General features: G+C 72.5%; 21 protein-coding genes. 1 reads left to right on the top strand and 20 read right to left on the bottom strand.

The window, feature by feature from the left end:
* Positions 1-28 precede the first annotated feature (28 nt).
* From ABZV94_RS06950 to ABZV94_RS06870, 17 genes are all read right to left on the bottom strand, one after another.
* Positions 29-586, bottom strand: coding sequence for a helix-turn-helix domain-containing protein (locus ABZV94_RS06950; RefSeq protein WP_356338105.1), 558 nt, complete (start codon positions 584-586; stop codon positions 29-31).
* A gap of 64 nt (positions 587-650) precedes the next feature.
* Positions 651-1,493 carry an RNA polymerase sigma factor WhiG gene (gene whiG, locus ABZV94_RS06945; protein WP_030649029.1) on the bottom strand — a complete coding sequence of 281 codons (843 nt, stop codon included), beginning with the start codon at positions 1,491-1,493 and terminating at the stop codon, positions 651-653.
* Positions 1,494-1,816: 323 nt separating this feature from the next.
* On the bottom strand, positions 1,817-2,977 hold the full coding sequence (gene dprA, locus ABZV94_RS06940) for a DNA-processing protein DprA (protein ID WP_356337998.1): 1,161 nt from the start codon (positions 2,975-2,977) through the stop codon (positions 1,817-1,819).
* Positions 2,974-4,599, bottom strand: a complete 1,626-nt coding sequence (locus tag ABZV94_RS06935) for a YifB family Mg chelatase-like AAA ATPase (protein ID WP_356337996.1) — start codon at positions 4,597-4,599, stop codon at positions 2,974-2,976. Before ABZV94_RS06935 ends, dprA begins: the two co-directional genes overlap by 4 nt.
* Position 4,600: 1 nt before the next feature.
* Complete coding sequence (locus ABZV94_RS06930; protein ID WP_356337994.1) at positions 4,601-4,966, bottom strand: YraN family protein; 366 nt, start codon at positions 4,964-4,966, stop codon at positions 4,601-4,603.
* Between the two features lie 186 nt (positions 4,967-5,152).
* A complete protein-coding gene (locus tag ABZV94_RS06925; protein WP_014675276.1) occupies positions 5,153-5,461 on the bottom strand; it encodes a DUF2469 domain-containing protein in 309 nt (102 codons plus the stop codon).
* A gap of 56 nt (positions 5,462-5,517) precedes the next feature.
* On the bottom strand, positions 5,518-6,054 hold the full coding sequence (locus tag ABZV94_RS06920; RefSeq protein ID WP_356337992.1) for an NUDIX hydrolase: 537 nt from the start codon (positions 6,052-6,054) through the stop codon (positions 5,518-5,520).
* Positions 6,044-6,832, bottom strand: a complete 789-nt coding sequence (lepB, locus tag ABZV94_RS06915) for a signal peptidase I (protein WP_356337990.1) — start codon at positions 6,830-6,832, stop codon at positions 6,044-6,046. Before lepB (ABZV94_RS06915) ends, ABZV94_RS06920 begins: the two co-directional genes overlap by 11 nt.
* Before the next feature lie 119 nt (positions 6,833-6,951).
* The gene (gene lepB, locus ABZV94_RS06910) at positions 6,952-7,962 is read right to left on the bottom strand and encodes a signal peptidase I (protein ID WP_356337988.1); all 1,011 of its coding nucleotides are present in this window, start codon (positions 7,960-7,962) and stop codon (positions 6,952-6,954) included.
* Positions 7,850-8,941, bottom strand: coding sequence for a signal peptidase I (gene lepB / locus ABZV94_RS06905; protein ID WP_356337986.1), 1,092 nt, complete (start codon positions 8,939-8,941; stop codon positions 7,850-7,852). Before lepB (ABZV94_RS06905) ends, lepB (ABZV94_RS06910) begins: the two co-directional genes overlap by 113 nt.
* Positions 8,934-9,635 (bottom strand): signal peptidase I, encoded by a 702-nt coding sequence (lepB, locus tag ABZV94_RS06900; RefSeq protein ID WP_356337984.1) that lies wholly within the window; start codon positions 9,633-9,635, stop codon positions 8,934-8,936. The genes lepB (ABZV94_RS06905) and lepB (ABZV94_RS06900) overlap by 8 nt, the downstream gene beginning before the upstream one ends.
* A 45-nt stretch (positions 9,636-9,680) precedes the next feature.
* The gene (gene rplS / locus ABZV94_RS06895) at positions 9,681-10,031 is read right to left on the bottom strand and encodes a 50S ribosomal protein L19 (protein WP_094220506.1); all 351 of its coding nucleotides are present in this window, start codon (positions 10,029-10,031) and stop codon (positions 9,681-9,683) included.
* A 134-nt stretch (positions 10,032-10,165) separates the two neighbouring features.
* Positions 10,166-10,999: a tRNA (guanosine(37)-N1)-methyltransferase TrmD gene (gene trmD, locus ABZV94_RS06890; protein ID WP_356337982.1), complete on the bottom strand. Its 834-nt coding sequence runs from the start codon at positions 10,997-10,999 to the stop codon at positions 10,166-10,168.
* Positions 10,996-11,553 (bottom strand): ribosome maturation factor RimM, encoded by a 558-nt coding sequence (rimM, locus tag ABZV94_RS06885; RefSeq protein WP_356337980.1) that lies wholly within the window; start codon positions 11,551-11,553, stop codon positions 10,996-10,998. The genes trmD and rimM overlap by 4 nt, the downstream gene beginning before the upstream one ends.
* A gap of 82 nt (positions 11,554-11,635) precedes the next feature.
* Entirely contained in the window at positions 11,636-11,875 is a 240-nt protein-coding gene (locus tag ABZV94_RS06880; RefSeq protein ID WP_003973401.1) for an RNA-binding protein, read from the bottom strand.
* 5 nt (positions 11,876-11,880) lie between these two features.
* A complete protein-coding gene (rpsP, locus tag ABZV94_RS06875) occupies positions 11,881-12,303 on the bottom strand; it encodes a 30S ribosomal protein S16 (protein ID WP_356337978.1) in 423 nt (140 codons plus the stop codon).
* A 292-nt stretch (positions 12,304-12,595) separates the two neighbouring features.
* Positions 12,596-13,192 carry a hypothetical protein gene (locus ABZV94_RS06870; RefSeq protein ID WP_030649065.1) on the bottom strand — a complete coding sequence of 199 codons (597 nt, stop codon included), beginning with the start codon at positions 13,190-13,192 and terminating at the stop codon, positions 12,596-12,598.
* Between the two features lie 524 nt (positions 13,193-13,716).
* Between ABZV94_RS06870 and ABZV94_RS06865 the strand changes: the two genes are divergently transcribed.
* On the top strand, positions 13,717-14,583 hold the full coding sequence (locus ABZV94_RS06865; RefSeq protein ID WP_356337976.1) for a class I SAM-dependent methyltransferase: 867 nt from the start codon (positions 13,717-13,719) through the stop codon (positions 14,581-14,583).
* Positions 14,584-14,604: 21 nt separating this feature from the next.
* Here the strand turns inward: ABZV94_RS06865 and ftsH are convergent, their stop codons facing one another.
* The 3 genes from ftsH to ABZV94_RS06850 form a co-directional block, all read right to left on the bottom strand.
* Positions 14,605-16,527 carry an ATP-dependent zinc metalloprotease FtsH gene (gene ftsH / locus ABZV94_RS06860; RefSeq protein ID WP_356337974.1) on the bottom strand — a complete coding sequence of 641 codons (1,923 nt, stop codon included), beginning with the start codon at positions 16,525-16,527 and terminating at the stop codon, positions 14,605-14,607.
* A gap of 227 nt (positions 16,528-16,754) precedes the next feature.
* Entirely contained in the window at positions 16,755-18,302 is a 1,548-nt protein-coding gene (gene ffh / locus ABZV94_RS06855; RefSeq protein WP_356337972.1) for a signal recognition particle protein, read from the bottom strand.
* Between the two features lie 81 nt (positions 18,303-18,383).
* The gene (locus ABZV94_RS06850) at positions 18,384-20,825 is read right to left on the bottom strand and encodes a [protein-PII] uridylyltransferase (RefSeq protein WP_356337970.1); all 2,442 of its coding nucleotides are present in this window, start codon (positions 20,823-20,825) and stop codon (positions 18,384-18,386) included.
* Between the last annotated feature and the right edge of the window lies 1 nt (position 20,826).

Raw genomic sequence — 20,826 nt, 5'->3', positions numbered from 1 at the left:
CTCCGGGGCCCGGCCTGTGCCGGCCAGGTCAGCCCTTCACTCCGCCCAGGGCCATCGCCACAGCCGCCTCCGTCACGACCGCGGGGTCCTCGGCCGCGCCCAGCTCGATGCGCCGGACCGCCGCGTCCACGACCCCTTGCAGCAACATCGCCGCCAGCCGGGGCTGCTCGTGCCCCAGTTCCTCCAGCGCCTCGACGATCATCGCGACCAGCCCTCCGTGGGCCGCCCGGATCTTCTCCCGGGCCCCGGCATCCAGCTCGCTCGCGGAGATGGCGACGACCGCCCGGTGCCGCCGGTCCCCCACCAGTGCCAGCTGCTGCCGCACGTACGCCTCGACCTTGCCCTCTGCCGTCCCGGCCCGCTCCATCGCCGCCGCGACCTCCGCCGCCCACACCGGGAAGTCGACCTCGCACAGCTCCTCGACCACGGCGGCCCGGGACCGGAAGTACTCGTAGACGGACGACCGCGCCAGGCCCGTCCGCTCGGCCAGCGCGGGAAAGGTCAGCGCCTCCGTCCCGCCCTCGGACAGCAGGGACCGAGCCGCGTCCAGCAGGGCGGCTCGCTGCATCGACCGGTGTTCGGCCACGGAGGCCGCTCGAATCCTTGGCACGTCGACCACTTTACGGATGCGCCATCCCCGAAGGGAGGAGTCAGCGCCCGAAGCTCGCCAGCTTGGCCCGCAGCTGGAGCACCGACTTGGTGTGGATCTGGCTGACCCGGCTCTCGGTGACCCCGAGCACGTTGCCGATCTCGGCGAGGGTGAGCCCCTCGTAGTAGTACAGGGTGACGACGGTCTTCTCCCGCTCGGGCAGCGTGTTGATCGCCCGCGCCAGGAACCGCCGCAGCTCCCGGTCCTCGGCCACCTCCACCGGATTGTCGGCGGCGGTGTCCTCCAGCGTGTCCATCAGGCTCAGCCGGTCCCCGCCCTCGCCGCCGACGTGCAGCAGCTCCTCCAGGGCGACGACGTTCGCCAGCGACAACTGGCTGAACACGGCGTGCAGTTCGTCGACCTCCATGCCCAGCTCGGCGGCGACCTCACCTTCCGTCGGCGTCCGCCGCAGCCGCGCCTCCAGGGTGGCGTAGGCGCGCTCGACGTTCCGCGCCTTCTGCCGGACCGAGCGGGGGATCCAGTCCAGCGCCCGCAGCTCGTCGATCATCGCGCCGCGGATCCGGGTGATCGCGTACGTCTCGAACTTGATCTCCCGGTCGATGTCGAACTTCTCGATCGCGTCGATCAGCCCGAACACGCCCGAGGAGACGAAGTCGGCCTGCTCCACATTGGGCGGCAGCCCGACGCTGACCCGGCCGGCCACGTACTTGACCAGCGGCGAGTAGTGCAGGATCAGCTGCTCCCGCAGCCGGTCGTCCCCCGTCGCCTTGTACGACCGCCACAGCTCGTCGAGTGTCGAGGGAGCGGGCGGTCGCACGCTGCCACCGTCGCGGGCGGCTGGGGGGATCGCCGCCCGGTCGGACCCGGAGGTGTGCTGGGGCATTCGTCGCCTTGTGCCGTTCTGCCGTGAAGTGCCGTGAAGTGCCGTGGAGTGGGTGGAGGTGGGGTTCCTGGGATGAAGTGGGGCTGCCTGGGTGAGGTGACTGTCTGCTGTGGGGTTGGCGCGATCTGCGCCACCGCCTTCGTGAGCGTAGCGTGACTGAGGAGTCGCGGTGTGCGAACAGGGCTGCGCCACTCGTGCGCGGGGCGCTCGCGTCGGCCGGGTGACCCCGTCCCGGGACTCGCTCTGTGTGACCGGCCTGAGGCGCCAACTCCGGGAAACACCAAGGACGTCGGGGGTTCCCCCGGACGGCCGAACAGGGTCGGTCAACACGGACGGTGACCGTTCCGGACCGAGATCATCGCCTGGCGTGTCAACTTCCAGCCGTCGCCGTGTCGTTCGACGTAACCAAGTGCTCGGAGTTCGTACAGTCTCGCGATGGCTTCCTCCGGCGTGGTGCGCGCGCCGAGCGCGATCTCCTCGGCGGGGGCCGCGCGATTGCCCGGGAGGGCGGCGAGCACGGTCCGGGTGGCGGATTGCAGCAGGTCACGCGGGAGGACGGGGCCTCTGCGGGCCGGCGCCAGCTCACCCATGTCGCCCACCAGTTCGACGACCTCCGTGGCATCGGTGACCAGGGTGGCCTCTCCGCGCAGCAGTTCGTGCACACCGGCGGACAGGGCGCTGGTGACCGGGCCGGGGACGCCCATGGTGAACCGTCCGAGGCGCTGCGCGGCCCGCGCGGTGGCCAGCGAGCCGCTGCGGCAGGCCGCCTCCACGACGACGGTGCCCCTGGTCAGCGCGGCGATGACGCGGTTGCGGAGGATGAACCGGCTGGGTGTCGGATGGTCGCCCGGCGGCAGCTCCCCCACCACCAGTCCCCGTTCCGCGATGCGGGCGATCAACGCGGCGTGACCGCGCGGGTAGGGCTGGTCGACGCCGCACGCCAGGACGGCGATGGTGGCGCCGTGGGCGGCGAGGACGCCACGGTGGGCGGCGCCGTCGATGCCGTACGCCCCACCCGAGACCACGACCCAGCCGCGCTCGGCGAGGCCGGAGGCGAGGGTGGCCGCCGCGTGGGCGCCGTACTCGGTGCAGGCGCGGGCGCCGACCACGGCCACGGACCGGAGCGCCCACATCCGCAGGTCGGGCCGGCCCCGCACCCACAGGCCGAGGGGCCGCGCGTCCCCGAGGTCGTCCAGCTGCCGGGGCCACTCGGCGTCCCCCGGACGGACGAACCGCGCCCCGACGGCCCGGGCCGCCTCCAGATCCCGCTCCGGCTCGGCCCGCCGGGCCCGCGCGACGAGCCCCGCCCACCGGGCAGCGCTCACCCCCGGCAACGCGTCCCGGCCGCAGCGCAGCCGCCGCACCACCTCGCCCACGCCGAGCTCGCGCACCCACCGCCCGGCGGCCTCGTCCCCCGCCTCGACGACCCGCCCGAGGAACACCCGACCGAGCAGTTCGTCGCCGGGGTCGCGCTCTCCCGTCATGTCAGCGCTCCGATGGCCATCGGTACCCCGCGCGGGACGCCGGTGCGCAGTTGCAGGGCCAGGGCGACGTCGGTGGCGTCCGGGCGGTCGTGTCCGACGAGGTCGGCGACCGTCCAGGCGACGCGCAGGACACGGTCGATCCCGCGGGCGGTGAGCACGCCCCGTTCGAGGTTGCGTTCGGCATCGTCCATGGCTCCGGCGGCGGCGTGGTACCGGCTGCGCAGTTCGCGGCCGGGGACTTCGCTGTTGGTGCGCCAGGGGGTGCCGGCCAGGCGGGCCGCCGCCCGCTCCCGGGCCTGCCGTACCCGGTCGGCCACGGTGGCCGTGGACTCTCCGCGGGCGCCGGGCTCGGTGAGCTGGGCCCGGGTGACCGGGTCGACCTCGACGCGCAGATCGACCCGGTCCAGCAGCGGGCCGGACAGCCGGGACTGGTAGCGGCGGATCGCCGACGGCGGGCACTCGCACAGGGAGTCGCGCAGTGAGAAGCGCCCGCAGGGACAGGGGTTGGCCGCCAGGACCATCAGGAAACGCGCCGGGAAGCGGACCACACCGGCGCTTCGCGCGATGACGACGTGCCCCGACTCCAGTGGCTGCCGCAGGGCGTCCAGGGTCTGGCTGTGGAACTCGGGGGCCTCGTCGAGGAACAGTACGCCGCGATGGGCGAGGGACACCGCGCCGGGCCGGGCGATGCCCGGGCCGCCGCCGACGAGTGACTGCATCGTCGCCGAGTGGTGCGGGGCGCAGTAGGGGGCGGCGTCGATGAGCGGCTTGCCCGGGGGCAGCAGCCCGGCGACCGAGTGCACGGCTGTGACCTCCAGCGACTCCGCGCGGGTGAGCCGGGGAAGCACGGCGGGCAGGCGCTCGGCGAGCATGGTCTTGCCCGCGCCGGGCGGTCCCTCCAGGAACAGGTGGTGTCCGCCGGCCGCGGCCACCTCCACGGCCGTGCGGGCGGAGGTCTGCCCGACGACGTCGGCCAGGTCGTGATCCTGGTCGTGGTGCGCGGCCCCGAGGCTGTGCATGCCGGTGGCGGCGCCTGTCCCCGGAACCCGCAGTCCCGCCAGGAGGGGATCGGGCCGCCCCTGCTCGTCCGGTGCCTCGTGGGGGACGGGCTCCTCGGTCAGCACCGCGATGAGCTGCCGCAGGCTGCGGACGCCCAGCACGGACACTCCGGGGACCAGCGAGGCCTCGGCGGCGGCGCACTCGGGCACGACCACCTGCTCGTACCCGGCGTCGGCCGCCGCGAGGACGGCCGGCAGGATGCCCCGGACCGGGCGGACCCGGCCGTCCAGCCCCAGCTCCCCGATCATGACGATGTCGGCCAGGACCCGGGGGTCGATCCGCTCGGCGGCACCGAGCACCGCGCAGGCGACGGCCAGGTCGAACCCGGAGCCGGCCTTGGGGACGGAGGCCGGGCTGAGTCCGACGGTGAGCTTCTTCTGCGGCCATTCGCCGCCCGAGTTCACCACCGCCGCCCGCACCCGGTCGCGGCTCTCCGTCAGGCTCTTGTCCGGGAGGCCGACCAGGGTGAAGGCCGCGACTCCCGGTTCGAGGTCGGCCTGGACCTCGACGACCACGCCTTCGACGCCGACCAGGGCGACCGAGCACGTACGGGCGAACGCCATTTCAGGCCACCCCCCGCACGTGCTCGACGGCCGGGGCGCCCCGGCGGGGCAGCAGGACGCCGACGAGGTCGATGCGGACGCCGCCCGGCGGGGCTCCTCCGTGGGCCTGGATCCAGTGCTCGGCGAGGGTGCGGAGCCGGGCCGCCTTCTCGGGTGTCACCGCGGCCATCGGGTGTTCGTAGCCGCCGTCCCTGCGGGTCTTCACCTCGCAGACGACCAGGGCGTCGCCGTCCCTGGCGACGATGTCGATCTCACCGGACCTGCCGGAGCGCCAGTTGCGCTCCAGGATGGTCATTCCGTCTTCGGCCAGCCGCCGTGCGGCCAGGTCCTCGCCGTACCTGCCGAGTCCGTTGCGTGCCTTGCTCATGTCGGCACCACCTCCGGCGCCAACGGTCACGCATCCGGCGGAGCGGTGTTGATCTTGGTGTGCTACTCGGCGGTTGTGGAAAACTCCGTCACTCGTCCGTGCCGTCCATGCGGCCGGCACCCGGCCGGCGCCCGCTCATCCGCCCGGCCGGCACCGGCGCCCGGCCGGCACCCGGCCGGCGCCGGCTCATCCGCCCGGCAGCTCCAGATCGCTCTTGTTCAGCTCCTCGATGTTCACGTCCTTGAACGTCAGCACGCGGACCTGCTTCACGAAACGAGCCGGCCGGTACATGTCCCAGACCCAGGCATCGGCCATGGTGACCTCGAAGAACACTTCGCCCTGTACCGAGTGCACCTGCATCTCGTAGTCGTTGGTGAGGTAGAACCGCCGCTCGGTCTCGATCACGTATTTGAACAGACCGACGACATCTCGGTACTCCCGGTAGAGCTTCAGCTCCATCTCGGTCTCGTACTTCTCGAGGTCCTCGGCGCTCATGGCATGTTCCCCTTCAGCCGTGCGATCCCCCCATTGTGCGCCAGTCCCGGGAACCCTCAGACGATTTCCGTGTCGAGGGTCACGGGCCGGGCGGGGGGACCGTCGACGAGCAGCGTGCGCAGCAGCTCGGCGAGTCTGGTCGGATACACCGTCTCATGCGCCAGGGTCAGTTCCTGACAGGTCCACCAGCGCGCTCCGGCGACGCTGCGCCGTTCCAGCTCCGTCAGCCCCGTCGCCGCGGTCGCCGTCTGGGTCGTACGGGCCAGGTAGTACCACTCGTCCTGGTCCCAGCGGCGGCCCGCGAACGGGAACGAGCACCGGCGCCGCCAGAGCACGGGGCCGAGTTCGACGTCGGTGATCCCGGTCTCCTCGGCGAGTTCCCGCAGCGCGGCCTCCTCGCGCGTCTCGGCGCCCTCCAGGCCACCGCCGGGCGTGAACCACCAGTCGTCGGCCGGGTCGTCCGGTTCGTGGCCGTGCAGGAGCAGGATGCGGTCCTGCGGGTCGAGGAGCACGACCCGGGCCACCTTCCGCGGGCCGGTGGCGCCTTCGTCCTCGTACGACTCCCCCGCCGGCCGCGTGGTCTCAGCGGACACCGGCCGTCCCCGGGTGGGCCGTGCGGGCGCGGGAGCGGCTGACGCGGCCCGCGATCGGGCCGTAGGCGCCGCCCCCGAGGACCAGGACGGCGCCCGCCACGATCAGCAGCTCGATCGTGCGCAGCGGGCCGGGCTCGGAGAGGGCGCCGAGCGTCTCGAAGCCCGTGGGGCGCTGGAGCGTGCCCTTCCAGGGCCAGACGACGGCCTCCACGCGCGCGGACACGGCGTCACGGGACACGGTGCCCCGGGCGGTGTCGGTGAGGTGGGCGGTGGAGTCCAGGGAGCCCTGGCGTTCGTCGCCGAGGAGGAACAGCCGGCCCCGTGGGACGGTCACCGTGGCGAAGTTCTTGATCTCGGCGAGGCTGCCCTCGGGCAGGTACGGCTCGTCGATCTGCTTGCCGTTCACGGTCAGCTTGCCGTTCGTGCAGCAGGAGACGGTGTCCCCGCCCACGGCGACCACGCGCTTGACCACCTTGGCGTTGCTGACCCAGGTCTTGTCCTCGAAGACGACCACGTCACCGCGCCGCACCTCGTCGCCGTCGACGCGCTGGGCCAGCACCCGGTCTCCGGCGTCGATGGTGGGGGTCATCGAGCTGGTGGGCACGGTGTACGGCCGGTAGACCACTGCTCCCCAGGCGAAGCCGCCGAGGAACAGCACCAGGCCCAGCGCCACGGCCAGTCCGGACAGCCGCTGCCCGAGCCGGCTGCCGCCGCCGGCCTGTGCCATGCCGGTGCCGCCGCCCTGCGGGGCCGTACGCGTCATGCTCTCGCCACCCATGGACCCGCACCCTACCCGGCGGTACCGAACAGGGGCAGCCCCTCTCGCCCGGCGGGAGCGGCTGCTTACCGCTTCTTGAACGACGCGACCCCGAAGCCGGCGTCCTAGGACTGCGCGTCCTAGGACTGCATGTTCTCGGACTGCGCGTACTCGGGCTCCGAGCGGTCCGCGCGCCTGCGCCGCCACACCACCACCGGCAGGACCGCCGCGACGGCGATGCCCTCGGGGGCCACCGTCAGGGACGCGGCGGCGGAGGACTGCCGGTCCAGGCCGGGCTGGTCGAAGGTGTCCGGGATCGGCAGGGTGCCCCAGCGGTTGATCGGCCAGGCCTTGACGATCGCGCGGCCGACGACCTTGTCGACGGGGACCATGCCGTGGTTCTTGTCGGACTGGTTGTACCGGGAGTCACGGGAGTTCTGGCGGTGGTCGCCCATCACCCAGATGAAGCCCTTGGGGACCTTCACCGTGAACTGGCCGCCCTGGTCGTCCACGCTGCACGGCGTGTTGCCCGGGTAGACGTACGGCTCGTTCAGCGCCTTGCCGTTGACCTTCAGCGGGCCGCTGCCCTTGCACTCGACCGTGTCGCCGCCGACCCCGATCACGCGCTTGATCAGGTCCTTCTCCTCCGCCGACGGCATCAGGCCGATCCAGCTGAGGACCTTCTGCACCGGGTTGGGCGTCGGCGTCGGCTCGCCCGCCAGCCAGTTGTCCGGGTCGTGGAAGACGACGACCTCGCCGCGCTCGGGCTTGGACCCGAACCACGGTGTGAGCTTGTCGACCAGCACCCGGTCGCCCTGCTGGAGGGTGTTCTGCATCGAGTCGGACGGGATCGAGAACGCCTGCACCAGGAACGTCTTGATCAGCAGCGCCAGGACCAGCGCGATGCCGATCAGGATCGGCAGCTCCTTCCAGAACGACCGCGGCTTCCTCGGCCGCACGGCCGACGCGCCCGCGCCGGGACCGTCGCCGCGCGGCTCCGGCTCGCCCTGCGGCGCGCCCTCGTCGCCCGCCGCCGGGTCACTCCCGGAGCTCATGGCGCTGCCCGGTACGGGAACGTCCGGTTCCACGGGGTGCCCGCGGTGCTCCTCGCCGTCGTGTCCCGACCGTGCGCCAACCGCCACATCCCCCACGCCAACTCCTCACTCTGTGCCGCCGCCTGCCCCACACACGGCGCAGGCCCACCACTCCCATAACGAGCGGGAGTTCCGCAGGGGTCGGGAGCTGGGTCATTCCGTTCGGATTCTCGGAAGCAACCCTATGCGACGCCTGGGGACCAGCGGTCGCACCCGGCGCCGAGTCGGTGACGCTTGCGAAGGTTTTAGGTTCTTCCAGGCGCGTCCAGTGACCGAGCGGCCAGCCGATGACCATGGCCCGGCCGACCACCGAGTCCACCGAGACGGTGCCGCCGTAGGCCGTGTTCTGGTGGGCACGGGAGTCCGCGGAGTTGCCCCGGTGGTCGCCCATCACCCACAGCCGGCCCTTGGGGACGGTGATGTCGAAGGGCATGGTGGAGGGCGCGTCCCCCGGGTAGAGGTAGTCGCCCTCCGTGAGCGGGACGCCGTTGACGGTGACACGCCCCTGGGCGTCGCAGCACTTGACGTGGTCGCCGCCGACGCCGATGACCCGTTTGATCAGGTCCTTCTCGTTGTCGGACGGCAGCAGGCCGATGAAGGTGAGGCCTTCTTTGAGCTGCTTGACGACGACGGGGTCGTGCTTCTTGGCGGTCTGCTCGTCCTGGAGCCAGCCGCCCGGGTCGTGGAACACGACGACGTCCCCGCGCTGCGGCTTCGAGCCGAACCACGGGGTGAACTTGTCGACCAGGACCCGGTCGCCGATCCGGATCGTCTGCTCCATGGACCCGGACGGGATCACGAACGCCTGCACGAGGAACGTCTTCAGGACGAGCGCGATGAGGACGGCGACACCGACCAGCAGGGGGATCTCCCGGACGGCCGAGCGTCTGCGCTTGCGCTTGACCTTGCGCTGGAGTTTCCGCCGCTCCGCGCGCGTGCGCCCGCCACCGGGCGCCGAGGTGCGGCGGGCTCCGGTGGGCAGCAGGTTGTCGGCGGGCGTGCTGGGCACTCCGCGTGGTTTGCCGCGGTTACCCATGGGCGCCCCCCGCGGGGGCGGCGGGCACGCGCGCGTAGGCGGGCGGCCGGGTCAGATGCGTCCAGTGGCGGTACGGCCATACGATCCAGTCGGCGCGGCCGATGACGTCCCGGACGGGGATCATGCCGCCGCCGGGCGAGCCGAGGTGGTCGCGGGAGTCGCTGGAGCGGCTGCGGTGGTCGCCGAGGACGAAGAGGCGGCCCGAGGGCACGACGACGTCGAAGGGCACGCTGGAGGCGCTGTCCCCGGGGTAGAGGAACGCCGTCTCGTCGACCGGTCGGCCGTTCACCTCGATCCTCCCCTTCGTGTCGCAGCACACCACATGGTCTCCCCCCACACCGGCCACGCGCTTGATGTAGTCGGCGTCCCCGAAATACCCGGTGCCGTCGAACACAATCACGTCGCCGCGGCGCGGCTGGGCACCGAAACGGTACGCCAACTTGTTTACGAGAACGCGGTCGCCGATCCTCAATCCCTGTTCCATGGATCCGCTGGGAATCTGGAACGGTTGCACCACGAAAGCGTTGAGGGCGAGCAAAAACGCCAGGCAGAGGAAGAGCGTGAGGGTGATCCTGCCGCCGGGCAGCCACGCTGCGACCCGCGACACCAACGCGAAACGCGACCGGCCCTCCGCCCCCGGAGTACCGGGGTGGGAGGAGCGGTCGCGTTCCGTCGGCTGTGCTTCGGTGTCCATCGGGGCCAGATGCTATCCGGCTCCGCTGTGACTCCGAGGAAGCGCTCAGCTCTCGCGCTTCTCCTTGATCTTCGCGGCCTTGCCGCGCAGGTCACGGAGGTAGTACAGCTTGGCGCGGCGCACGTCACCCTTGGTGACCAGCTCGATCTTCTCGACGATCGGGGTGTGCACCGGGAAGGTGCGCTCGACGCCGACGGAGAACGAGACCTTGCGGACCGTGAAGGTCTCGCGGACACCGGAGCCCTGGCGGCGGATCACAACGCCCTTGAACTGCTGCACACGGGAGCGGTTGCCCTCGATGACGCGCACGTGGACATTGACGGTGTCACCCGGGCGGAAGGCCGGGATGTCGCTGCGCAGCGACGCGGCGTCGACGGTGTCGAGCAGGTGAGACATTTCGTCTGCTTTCTTCGCTGATGCCACAGGTCATCAACGGGAACTAGGTGTACAGGAGTCTGCCGTGCGGGTCGGGGCGGGCGTCGTGTCCCCCTGTGGCAGGGGCGCACGCCGGACGGGCGCACAACAGCGGTCTATTGTTCCACGCCCTCGGCCCGGCGCCAAAATCGGCCGTACGGCTCCCCGTCCGGGTCCGGTTCCCAGCCCAGGATGGAGAGCATCTCGCGGTCCTTCTTGTCGAAGGCCTTGGGGTCGCAGCGCTCGATCAGGTCGGGGCGGTTCAGCGTCGTGCGCCGCAGGGCCTCGTCGCGGCGCCAGCGGGCGATCTTCCCGTGGTGGCCGCTGAGCAGCACTTCGGGGATGTCCCGGCCGCGCCAGACGGGCGGCTTGGTGTAGACGGGGCCTTCCAGGAGGCTGGCCATCGCGCCGGGGGCGAAGGAGTCGTCGCGGTGGGACTCCGCGTTGCCGAGGACGCCGGGCAGCAGCCGGGCGACGGCCTCGGTGATGACGAGGACGGCCGCCTCGCCGCCGGCGAGGACGTAGTCGCCGATGGAGACCTCGTGGACCGGCATCCGGGTCGCGTACTCGTCCATGACGCGCCGGTCGATGCCCTCGTAGCGGGCCGGGGTGAAGATCAGCCAGGGGCGCTCGGACAGTTCGACGGCCAGTTCCTGGGTGAAGGGGCGGCCGCTGGGCGTGGGCACGATCAGCGCGGGCTCCCGGGCGCCCGACTCGTAGCCGTCGGCGAGGACCGTGTCGAGGGCGTCTCCCCAGGGGTCGGTCTTCATGACCATGCCGGGGCCGCCGCCGTAGGGGGTGTCGTCCACCGTGTTGTGCCGGTCGTACGTCCACGCGCGCAGGTCGTGCACATGGACGTTCAGCTGCCCGCGCGCGCGTGCCTTGCCCACGAGGGAGACGTTCAGCGGTTCCAGGTACTCCGGGAAGATCGTGACGACGTCGAGCCTCATGCGCTGTCGTCCCCGGACTCGTCCCTGGCGGAGGCGATCTCTGCGCGGTCGTCGATCAGGCCGGGCGGGGGCGCGATGACCGCCTTCTGCTCGGCCAGGTCGATCTCGGTGACGATCTCCTCCACGAAGGGGATCAGCACCTCGCCGCCGTCGGGGCGTTCGACGATGAACAGGTCCTGCGTGGGCAGGTGCGAGATCTCGGTGATCCGGCCGACCTCCGTGCCGTCCTCGGTGACCACGTCGAGGTCGATGAGCTGATGGTCGTAGTACTCGTCCTCGCCCTCCGGCAGTTCCTCGGGGTCCACCTCGGCGATCAGCAGGGTGTTGCGCAGGGCCTCGGCGGCGTTGCGGTCGGTGACGCCCGCGAAGCGCAGGAGGAGGCGGCCGCTGTGGACGCGGCCCGTCTCGATGGTCAGCGGTCCCGCCGAGGCGGGATCCGTGGCGAGTACGGCGCCGGGCGCGAGCCTGAGTTCCGGCTCGTCGGTACGTACCTCGACGGTGACCTCGCCCTTGATGCCATGGGCACGGCCGATCCGTGCGACTACCAGCTGCACCTGTCCAAATCTCCTGTCGTACGACTGCGGGCCGGGGACGGCCCAGTGGCCCTCCCCGGCCCGAGCCGGTTGCGATGAAGCGTCAGCGGACGTGGTCCACGTCGACCAGGTCGACGCGGACACCGCGACCGCCGATGGCGCCCACGACGGTGCGCAGGGCGCGCGCGGTGCGGCCGTTGCGGCCGATCACCTTGCCGAGGTCGTCCGGGTGGACCCGGACCTCCAGCACGCGCCCGCGGCGCAGGTTGCGCGAGGCGACCTGCACATCGTCAGGGTTGTCGACGATGCCCTTCACGAGGTGCTCAAGCGCCTCTTCGAGCATGCTGCTCAGGCCTCGGTCGACTCAGAGGACTCAGCAGCCGCCTCGTCCTTCTTCTCGGCCTTCTTCTTCTGGGTGATCGCCTCACCCTTGCCCTCGTCGTCGCCGCCGAGCGCCTCGAAGGACGGACGCGCCGGCTTCGGCTCGGCGGTGAGCAGCGGCGCGGGAGCCGGCTCGCCCTTGAACTTCTGCCAGTCGCCGGTCTTCTTCAGGATGGCGAGCACGGGCTCGGTCGGCTGGGCGCCGACGCCGAGCCAGTACGCCACGCGCTCGGCGTCCACCTCGATGACCGACGGGTTGTAGGTCGGGTGGTACTTGCCGATCTCCTCGATGGCCCGGCCGTCACGGCGGGTACGGGAGTCGGCGACGACGATGCGGTAGTGAGGCGAACGGATCTTGCCCAGACGCTTCAGCTTGATCTTGACTGCCACGGGAGTGGGTTCTCCTGGATTTGACGTGGTTGGGCACGGCGAGTTGCCGCGTGGGGTTGCGGTACCCGAGTGCCCGATGGACGCGTCAGCCGGAGGAGAGAGGGGTCCTGTGCGGCTGTCGAGTACAGCTAGCCATTCTGCCACACGCCGCGGACCGCTCCCGCCGAGGGTGCGCGAGCCGCTCCCGGGCACGCCGCGGAGGCACCCGGCGTGGAGGTGAGGTCACGTCGGGTGCGCCGTCCGGTGCGGTGGGATCGCCGCCGGCCACGGCTGCCACGAGCAGCCGTGGCCGCTACGCCGCTCCCACGACCTCCGGGATCCTGAACGGCTTGCCGCAGCCGCCGCAGACGATGGGGGCCTGGGCGAGGACCGAGGGCACCACCCGGACGTTGCGGCCGCAGTCGCACACCGCCTTGACCCGGACGCCGCCGCCGGAGGAGCCGTGCCGGGCGGCCGGGCCGCGGAAGGTGCGGGAGGTGTCGGCCGAGGTCGCCGCGGTGTGGGCCTTCAGGGCGCGCTGCAGCCGCTCGATGGTCGGGCGGTAGCGCCGCTTCGCCTCGGCGTTGAGCGTGACCAGGGAGAAACCGCTGCTCGGGTGCGGCTCCTCGGGGTGGTCCAGGCCCAGCTCCTCGGCGATGGCGAGGAAACGACGGTTGTGGTAGCGGCCGGCCCGGGAGGTGTCGCGGACGCCGCGGGCGGCGGCGATGCCGTGGACTGCCTCGTGGAGCAGCCTCTCGAAGGAGAGTTCGTGACCGCACGCGGACGACGACTCCCCGATCAGGGATTCAGGTGCGGCAAGGTCCGGCAGCTCGGGGTGGTACCGCTGAATGTCGGCCCACGCCTGCGCCAGCTCTGCGGCGAGAACAGGTGGTGTCTGTGTCGTGCTCACGTAATGACAACGAGCGGGAGTGCCGCTGTGTTCCTATTCCGGGGCATCCCAAATAATTTGCACGTACCCGTCAGTTGCCGCTGATGCGTCCTGACGAGGGCGGGTGCGCTGATCTGCGGAGAAGCGTCACAGCTCCTACCAAGCCGGTGCGTAGTCCGCGCTACGCACGGCCGGTGAGCCCTGAGGCGACGAGGACCGGCTGCTGCGCAAGAGGTGTTTCGGCCGCTCTCGGCGCGCGCCCTCACCCCGGTCAGCGTCCACGGCCTCCGTGACGTTACCGCCTACCGCCGCGACCTGCGTCACCGGCCCGCCCTCACGGGAGCCGACACCGTACGGCCCTCCAGATTGCCGGGATGTGAAATCTCGCCACACCGGCGTCCTCACCCCAAGCCGGGCCCCACGACCCCTGGACGCCACCGCGAGCCGGGAGTTACCTGGCATACGTGGGAAGGGCGCGCGCACGGCACGGGGAGGCACACAACCGTGCGCAGCGGCGAACTGTCGGCGGATTGGGGCGCTTACCTATGACACCTACGCTCGTGCGGCAGCACACGTCTCACGCGGAGGCCGCACCCCGCGTGGACCTGAGCGCACGCGCGCGTGACTGGTCCGAGATCCAGGAGCGGATGCTCGTACCGCTCTACGAAGCCGTGTACGACCGACTCGAAGTGGGCCCCGCCACCCGGCTGCTGGGCCTGCGCTGCGGTTCCGGGCTCGCCCTGCTGATGGCGGCCTCCAGGGGCGCCGCGATCACCGGCGTCGACTCCGCCTCCCCCGAACGGCTCGCTCTCGCCCGCGAGCGCCTGCTGCCGGGCACCCCGCCGGGCCGGGGCGGCGACGGCGGACGCGGCACGCGCGCGCGTACGCCCGCGGCGCTCCTCGACGGCCCGCCGACGGCCACGGACGTCCCGGAGCAGGGCGCGTACACCCTGGTGACCGCCTTCGAGCCGGTCGGCGGCCTCGCGGGCGACGCCGAGGGGCTCGGCGACCTGCTCGCCGACGTGCTGCCGCTGGCCGGGCGCGGGGCCGCCGTGGTGCTGGCCGGCTGGGGGCCGCCGGAGCGCTGCGCCACGTCCTCGGTGCTGCGGGTGGCCGCCAAGCTGGCCGACAGCCGGCCGCCCGCCCGGCGCGACGACCTGGAGGAGGTCGCCGGGCGGGCCGGGCTGAAGCCGGACGGCTCGGGCCGGGTCGCCTGCCCGTTCGGGTACGCCGACCTCGACAGCGCCGTACGGGGGCTGCTGTCCACCGGCCTGTTCGACACGGCGATCGCGGCGACCGACGCCAAGCAGGTCGACAAGGAGTTGACGGAGGCCCTGCACCCGCACCGGCGCCCGGACGGCACCGTGTGGATGCCGAACGTCTTCCGCTACCTCATCGCGCGCGTGCCCTGAGCCCCGGCGTCAGTCCTGGCCCTACTTGGTCAGGCGCGTGATGCCGGCGATCCGGTAGGCGTCCGCCTCCTCCAGCGTCTCGCTCTCCAGCAGCGCCTGCGCGAGCGCGTCCAGCCGGCCCCGGTGGTCGCGGAGCTTGCGGCACGCCTCCTCGTAGCACTCGTCCACGATCCGCCGCATCTCGGAGTCGATGACGTCCAGTGTCTGCGGGGCGGCCGACAGTCCGTACGCCTGCTGGGCGTCGCTCGGCAGGGCGGACAGCCGGCCGACGCGCTCGCTCATGCCCCAGCGGCCCACCATCCCGCGCGCGATGTTGGTGACCTGCTCCAGGTCGTTCTCGGCACCCGTCGTGACGACCCCGTAGACGACCTCCTCGGCCGCCATGCCGCCCAGGGCGCCGATGATCCGCCCGCGCAGGTACTCCTCGGAGTGCGCGTACCGCTCCACCTCGGGCGTCGACATGGTCACCCCGAGCGCCCGGCCGCGCGGCACGATGGTGATCTTGCGGACGGGGTCGGCGCCGGGCTGCAGCATGCCGAGCAGGGCATGGCCGCTCTCGTGGTACGCGGTGCGGCGGCGGTCCTCCTCCGGCATGACCAGGGTGCGCTCGGCGCCCAGCTGCACCTTCTCCAGCGCCTCGGACAGGTCGGCGCCGGTCACCCGCTCCTGTTTGCGTTTGACCGCGAGCAGAGCGGCCTCGTTGGCGAGGTTGGCCAGATCCGCACCGGTCATGCCCGGGGTGACGCGGGCCAGCTGCGCCAGGTCCACATCGGGCGCGAGCGGAATGTGCCGGGTGTGGATCCGCAGGATCGACTCCCGGCCGCCGCGGTCCGGCGGGGACACGGTGACCACCCGGTCGAAGCGGCCGGGACGGGTCAGCGCCGGGTCCAGGATGTCCGCGCGGTTGGTCGCCGCGATGACGATCACGCCCTCGGAGCCCGAGAAGCCGTCCATCTCGGTGAGGATCTGGTTCAGCGTCTGCTCGCGCTCGTCATGACCGCTCATCGAGGAACTGCCGCCGCGCGCCCGTCCGATGGTGTCGATCTCGTCGATGAAGATGATCGACGGCGCCACCTTGCGGGCCTCGGCGAACAGCTCGCGGACGCGGGAGGCGCCGACGCCCACGATCATCTCGATGAACTCGGACGCCGAGGCCGAGAAGAACGGCACGCCGGCCTCCCCCGCGACCGCCCGCGCGAGCAGGGTCTTGCCGGTGCCGGGCGGTCCGGAGAGCAGCACACCGCGGGGCAGCTTGGCGCCCATCCTGCGGTAGACGTCGGGATGTTCCAGGAAGTCGACGACGTCGTCGAGTTCGCCCTTGACCTCGTCGATGCCGGCCACGTCGGCGAAGGTCGTGCGCTCGGTGTCCGGCCGCGGCCCGACCGGCCTGGGCGGCGACCGGCGGCCGAACAGGCCGCCCGCGCCGGGCAGCATCCCGCCGAGCCGCCGCTGCACGAGGAGCCACACCACGACGAGGACCGCGATCGGGATGAGGGACATCAGCAGGTTGGCCGCGAGGCTGCGTTCCTGCACGACCGGCCGCGCGGTCACCGTGACCCCGTGGCTGCTCAGGTTCTGCCACAGCCGGTCGTCCGCGAAGGCGGGCCGCTGTGTCTTGAACTTGGTGTACTGGCCGCCGCCCTCGGGATCGGAGCGGGGGGTCTTCAGCCGGCCCTGGATCGCGTCGCCCTTGGAGTAGATCGTGGCGACGTTGCCCGCGCCGACCTGCCTGCTGAACTCGGTGTACGAGATCGTCGGCTCGTTGCCCTGGCCGAGGTAGTGGAAGCCGGCGTAGGCCAGCACGAAGACGACCACCGCGGTGGCGAGCAGGCCCCACCATTTGCCGCCACGGAGCCGGCCGGGCCGCCGGGGAGGCTCCTCCGGTGTGCCCTCGGTGCGCCACGGCTGATCAGGCGCCTTGCGGGGCGGCGCCGCATCGCTCATATCTGGACGTTACGACACCCCGGGGACCTCGGCACGCGCAAGGAGCGGCCCCCTCCCCACGCACACGCTGCGGGCCGCGTTCGCCTCGGGCCTGAACGGCGCGCTCGTGCGGGCGGGCCGGCCGACGCCGCCGAAGACCGACGGCGCGGTGCCGGAGGAGGCGGTGACGGCCCGCGGCTGAGCGGCGGGCCGGCACTCCACGTGCGCCCCGGTGTCGTACGCGGGACTCAGCCCATGAACTTCTTGAACTCGTCCGGCAGCTCGAAGTCCTGGCCGCCCTGCTGCGGCAGCCCGAACGCGTTCCCGGCCTGCGCGGCGGCCTCGCGGCGCTGCGCCGCCTCCAGCTCCTGCTGCTTGCGCTTCATCGGGTTGCCGGAGCGCTGCTTGCCCTTGGCCTTCTTCTGCTGCTTCTTCTGCCGGCCGGGGCCGCCGCCCATGCCCGGGATGCCCGGCATGCCCGGCATCCCGCCCTGGGCCATGCGGGACATCATCTTGCGGGCCTCGAAGAACCGCTCGACCAGGCTCTTCACCGCGCTGACCTCGACACCGGAACCCCGCGCGATACGGGCGCGGCGGGAGCCGTTGATGATCGTCGGGTCCTGGCGCTCGGCCGGGGTCATCGACTTGATGATCGCGGCGGTGCGGTCGACGTCCCGCTCGTCCAGGTTGGCGATCTGGTCCTTGATCTGGCCCATGCCCGGGAGCATGCCGAGCAGCTTGCTGATGCTGCCCATCTTCCTGACCTGCTCCATCTGGGACAGGAAGTCGTCCAGGGTGAAGTCCTGGCCCTTCTTAGACGCCAGCTTCGAGGCCATCTTCTGGGCCTCTTCCTGGCTGAACGTCTTCTCCGCCTGCTCGATCAGGGTGAGCAGGTCACCCATGTCGAGGATGCGGGAGGCCATCCGGTCCGGGTGGAACGCGTCGAAGTCGTCCAGCTTCTCGCCGTTCGACGCGAACATGATCGGCTTGCCGGTGATCTGCCGGATGGACAGGGCCGCACCACCGCGGGCGTCACCGTCGAGCTTGGAGAGGACCACGCCGTCGAAGCCGACGCCGTCGCGGAAGGCCTCGGCCGTGTTGACGGCGTCCTGACCGATCATGGCGTCGACGACGAACAGGATCTCGTCGGGGCTGACCGCGTCCCGGATGTCCGCGGCCTGCTGCATCATCTCGGCGTCGATGCCGAGGCGGCCGGCGGTGTCCACGATCACGATGTCGTGGACCTTGGACTTCGCGTAGTCGATGGAGTCCTTGGCGACCTTCACCGGGTCGCCGACGCCGTTGCCCGGCTCCGGCGCGTACACCGCGACACCGGCGCGCTCGGCGACGACGCTCAGCTGGTTGACGGCGTTGGGGCGCTGGAGGTCGGCGGCGACCAGCAGCGGGGAGTGCCCCTGCTCCTTGAGCCACTTGCCGAGCTTGCCCGCGAGGGTGGTCTTACCGGCACCCTGGAGACCGGCCAGCATGATCACGGTGGGCGGCTGCTTGGCGAAACGCAGACGCCGGGTCTCGCCGCCGAGGATGGTGATCAGTTCCTCGTTGACGATCTTGAGGACCTGCTGGGCGGGGTTGAGCGCCCGGGAGACCTCGGCCCCGAGCGCGCGCTCCTTGACGTTCTTGATGAACGCCCGCACGACGGGCAGCGCCACGTCGGCTTCCAGGAGCGCGATACGGATCTCGCGCGCCGTGGCGTCGATGTCCGCCTCGGAGAGCCGTCCCTTGCCGCGCAGGTTCTTGAAAGTCGCTGACAGGCGATCGGAGAGAGTGTCGAACACGGCGCTCGCGGTCCTCGGGGTCGGTGACGGTCTTGAAGGTCGCCCTCCAGAGTATCCCGGCGCCGCAAGCACCGGGGCAGGTCATCCGCGCAGCGTCTCCTCCAGCACCCCCGCCAGCGACGCCGCGTCCCCCGCGGGCAGCGGCGCGCCCGCCCCCGTCGTGACGTAGAACGCGTCCACGGCGTTGGAGCCCAGGGTGCTCACGTGCATGCTCCGGACCCGCACGCCCGCCTTCTCCAGGGCCATGCCGATGCGGTACAGCAGGCCCGGGGCGTCCTGGGTGCGGACCTCGATCACCGTGGCGTGGTGGGAGGCGGCCGGGGCGACCGTGACGCGGGGCGGTGGGGCGGTCCAGCCGCGGCGGCGCGGGTAGGCCGCGTCACGTTCGGCGAGGCGGCCGGCGATGTCGAGGGTGCCGTCCAGGGCGCGGACGAGGTCGGTGCGCAGGCGGGCCGCCTGGGGCAGGGAGCCGTACTCGGCGGCGACCCGCCAGTTCAGGAGGAGCACCGCCCCGTCGTCGTCGACGTCGTCCGGCAGGCGCAGCGCGCGCAGCTCCGCCGTGCGGACGGTGAGGCGGTGGACGGCGAGGACACCGGCGACCGCGGGGAGGACACCGGGCTGGTCGGGTACGGCGATGACCAGCTCCACGCCGAGGGGTTCCGGGTCGCCGGCCGGCTCCGCGTCCGTGACCGGTTCCGTCTGGGCGCGCAGGGCGAGGACCGGACCGCCGGTGCGGTAGGCCTCGATGGCGAGGCGTTCCTGCTCGGCGGTGGGCGCGGCCGGCTCGGGCTCGTCGGGGGCGTCCCCGGCGAGGACGGCGCCGACGCGTCGGACGAGGTCGGCGACGAGGGAGCCGCGCCAGGAGGACCAGGCGGCCGGGCCGGTCGCGAGGGCGTCCGCCTCGGTGAGGGCGTGCAGCAGCTCCAGGGTGCTCTGGCTGCCGACGGCCTCGGCGACCGAGCGGACGGTGGCGGGGTCGTCCAGGTCGCGGCGGGTGGCGGTCTCGATGAGCAGCAGGTGGTGGCGGACCAGCAGGGACAGCACGGCCACGTCCGAGCGGTCGAAGCCGATCCGTGCGGCGACGTCCTTGGCGATGATCTCGCCGGCCACCGAGTGGTCGCCCGGCCAGCCCTTGCCGATGTCGTGCAGCAGCGCGGCGACCAGCAGCAGGTCGGGCCGGCTCACGCGGCGGGTGAACTCGGAGGCGCGGACCGCCGTCTCGATCAGGTGGCGGTCCACCGTCCACACGTGCACGGCGTTGCGCTGCGGCCGGCAGCGCACCCGTTCCCAGTCGGGCAGCAGGCGGGTGATCAGGCCCTCGGCCTCCAGGGCTTCCCAGACGTCGATCGTGGGGCTGCCGGAGCCGAGCAGGGTGACCAGCTGCTCCCGGGCCTCGGCGGGCCAGGGCGTGGGCAGGGGGCGCGCGGTGGCGGCCATGCGCCGTACGGCGTGCAGGGAGAGCGGAAGGCCGGCCTGGGCGGCGGCAGCGGCGGCGCGCAGCGGGAGGACGGGGTCGCGTTCGGGGCGTGCGGCGCGCGCGAGCACCACCTCGCCGTCCTGCTCGACCACGCCTTCGGCGAGGGGTGACCGTTCGGTGACCGGCTTCCCGCCGCCGAGCATGGCGCGCAGCCGCGGCCGGACGGCGCGCGAGCGCAGCACGCGCCCCACTTCCCGCCAGGTCACGTCACTGGCGTACGCGATCACCCGGGCCGCTTCGTAGACCTGCCGCAGCAGGGTGTCGGCGTCGAGCAGCCCCAGCTCGGCGGCGACCTGGTCCTGCTCCTGGAGGGCGAGCCGGTCGGTGGCGCGGCCGGTGGCCAGGTGCAGGGCGTCCCGGACGTCGAGGAGGCGGCGACGGGCGTCGGCCAGGCCCTCGCGGGGGGCGTCGGCGAGCCAGGAGGCGGCGACGGCGCGCAGGGCGGTGGCGTCGCGCAGGCCGCCGCGGGCCTCCTTGAGGTCGGGTTCCAGCAGGTACTGGAGTTCGCCCTGGCGGGCGGCGCGTTCGGCGCACAGCTCCTGGAGTTCGGGGAGGCGCTTGGGGGCCTGGTTGCGCCAGTCGGCGAGGGCCGCGGTGCGCAGGCCGGCGGTGAGCGCGGGGTCGCCGGCGAGGTGGCGGGCGTCCAGCAGGCCGAGGTGGACCTTGAGGTCCTCGCCGGCCGTCCTGCGGGCCTCGGCGGGGGTGCGCACGGAGTGGTCGAGGGCGAGGCCGAGGTCCCAGACCGGGTACCAGATCCGGTCGGCGAGGGCGGCGACCGCGGCGGGGTCGGAGCCGTCGTGGAGCAGGACGAGGTCGAGATCGCTGCGCGGGGACAGCTCCCCGCGGCCGTAGCCGCCGACGGCGACGAGCGAGACGCCGTGCGCCGCGCCCGCCGCCGCGTCGAACAGTCCGGCGAGCCAGTCGTCGGTCAGTCCGGAGAGGGCGGCACGGCGCGGGGGGGCGGCGCCCCCCCCCCCCCCGCGGGGGCGCGGCCGGGCCCGCGCCCGGGCCCCCCGGCGCGCGGGGGGCCGGGCGTTTCGGTACAAC

This window comes from Streptomyces sp. NPDC004658 (assembly GCF_040609555.1).
Lineage (GTDB): Bacteria > Actinomycetota > Actinomycetes > Streptomycetales > Streptomycetaceae > Streptomyces.
Note: the sequence above shows the minus strand (reverse complement) of the source record. Positions and strands in the feature narration are given on the sequence as shown.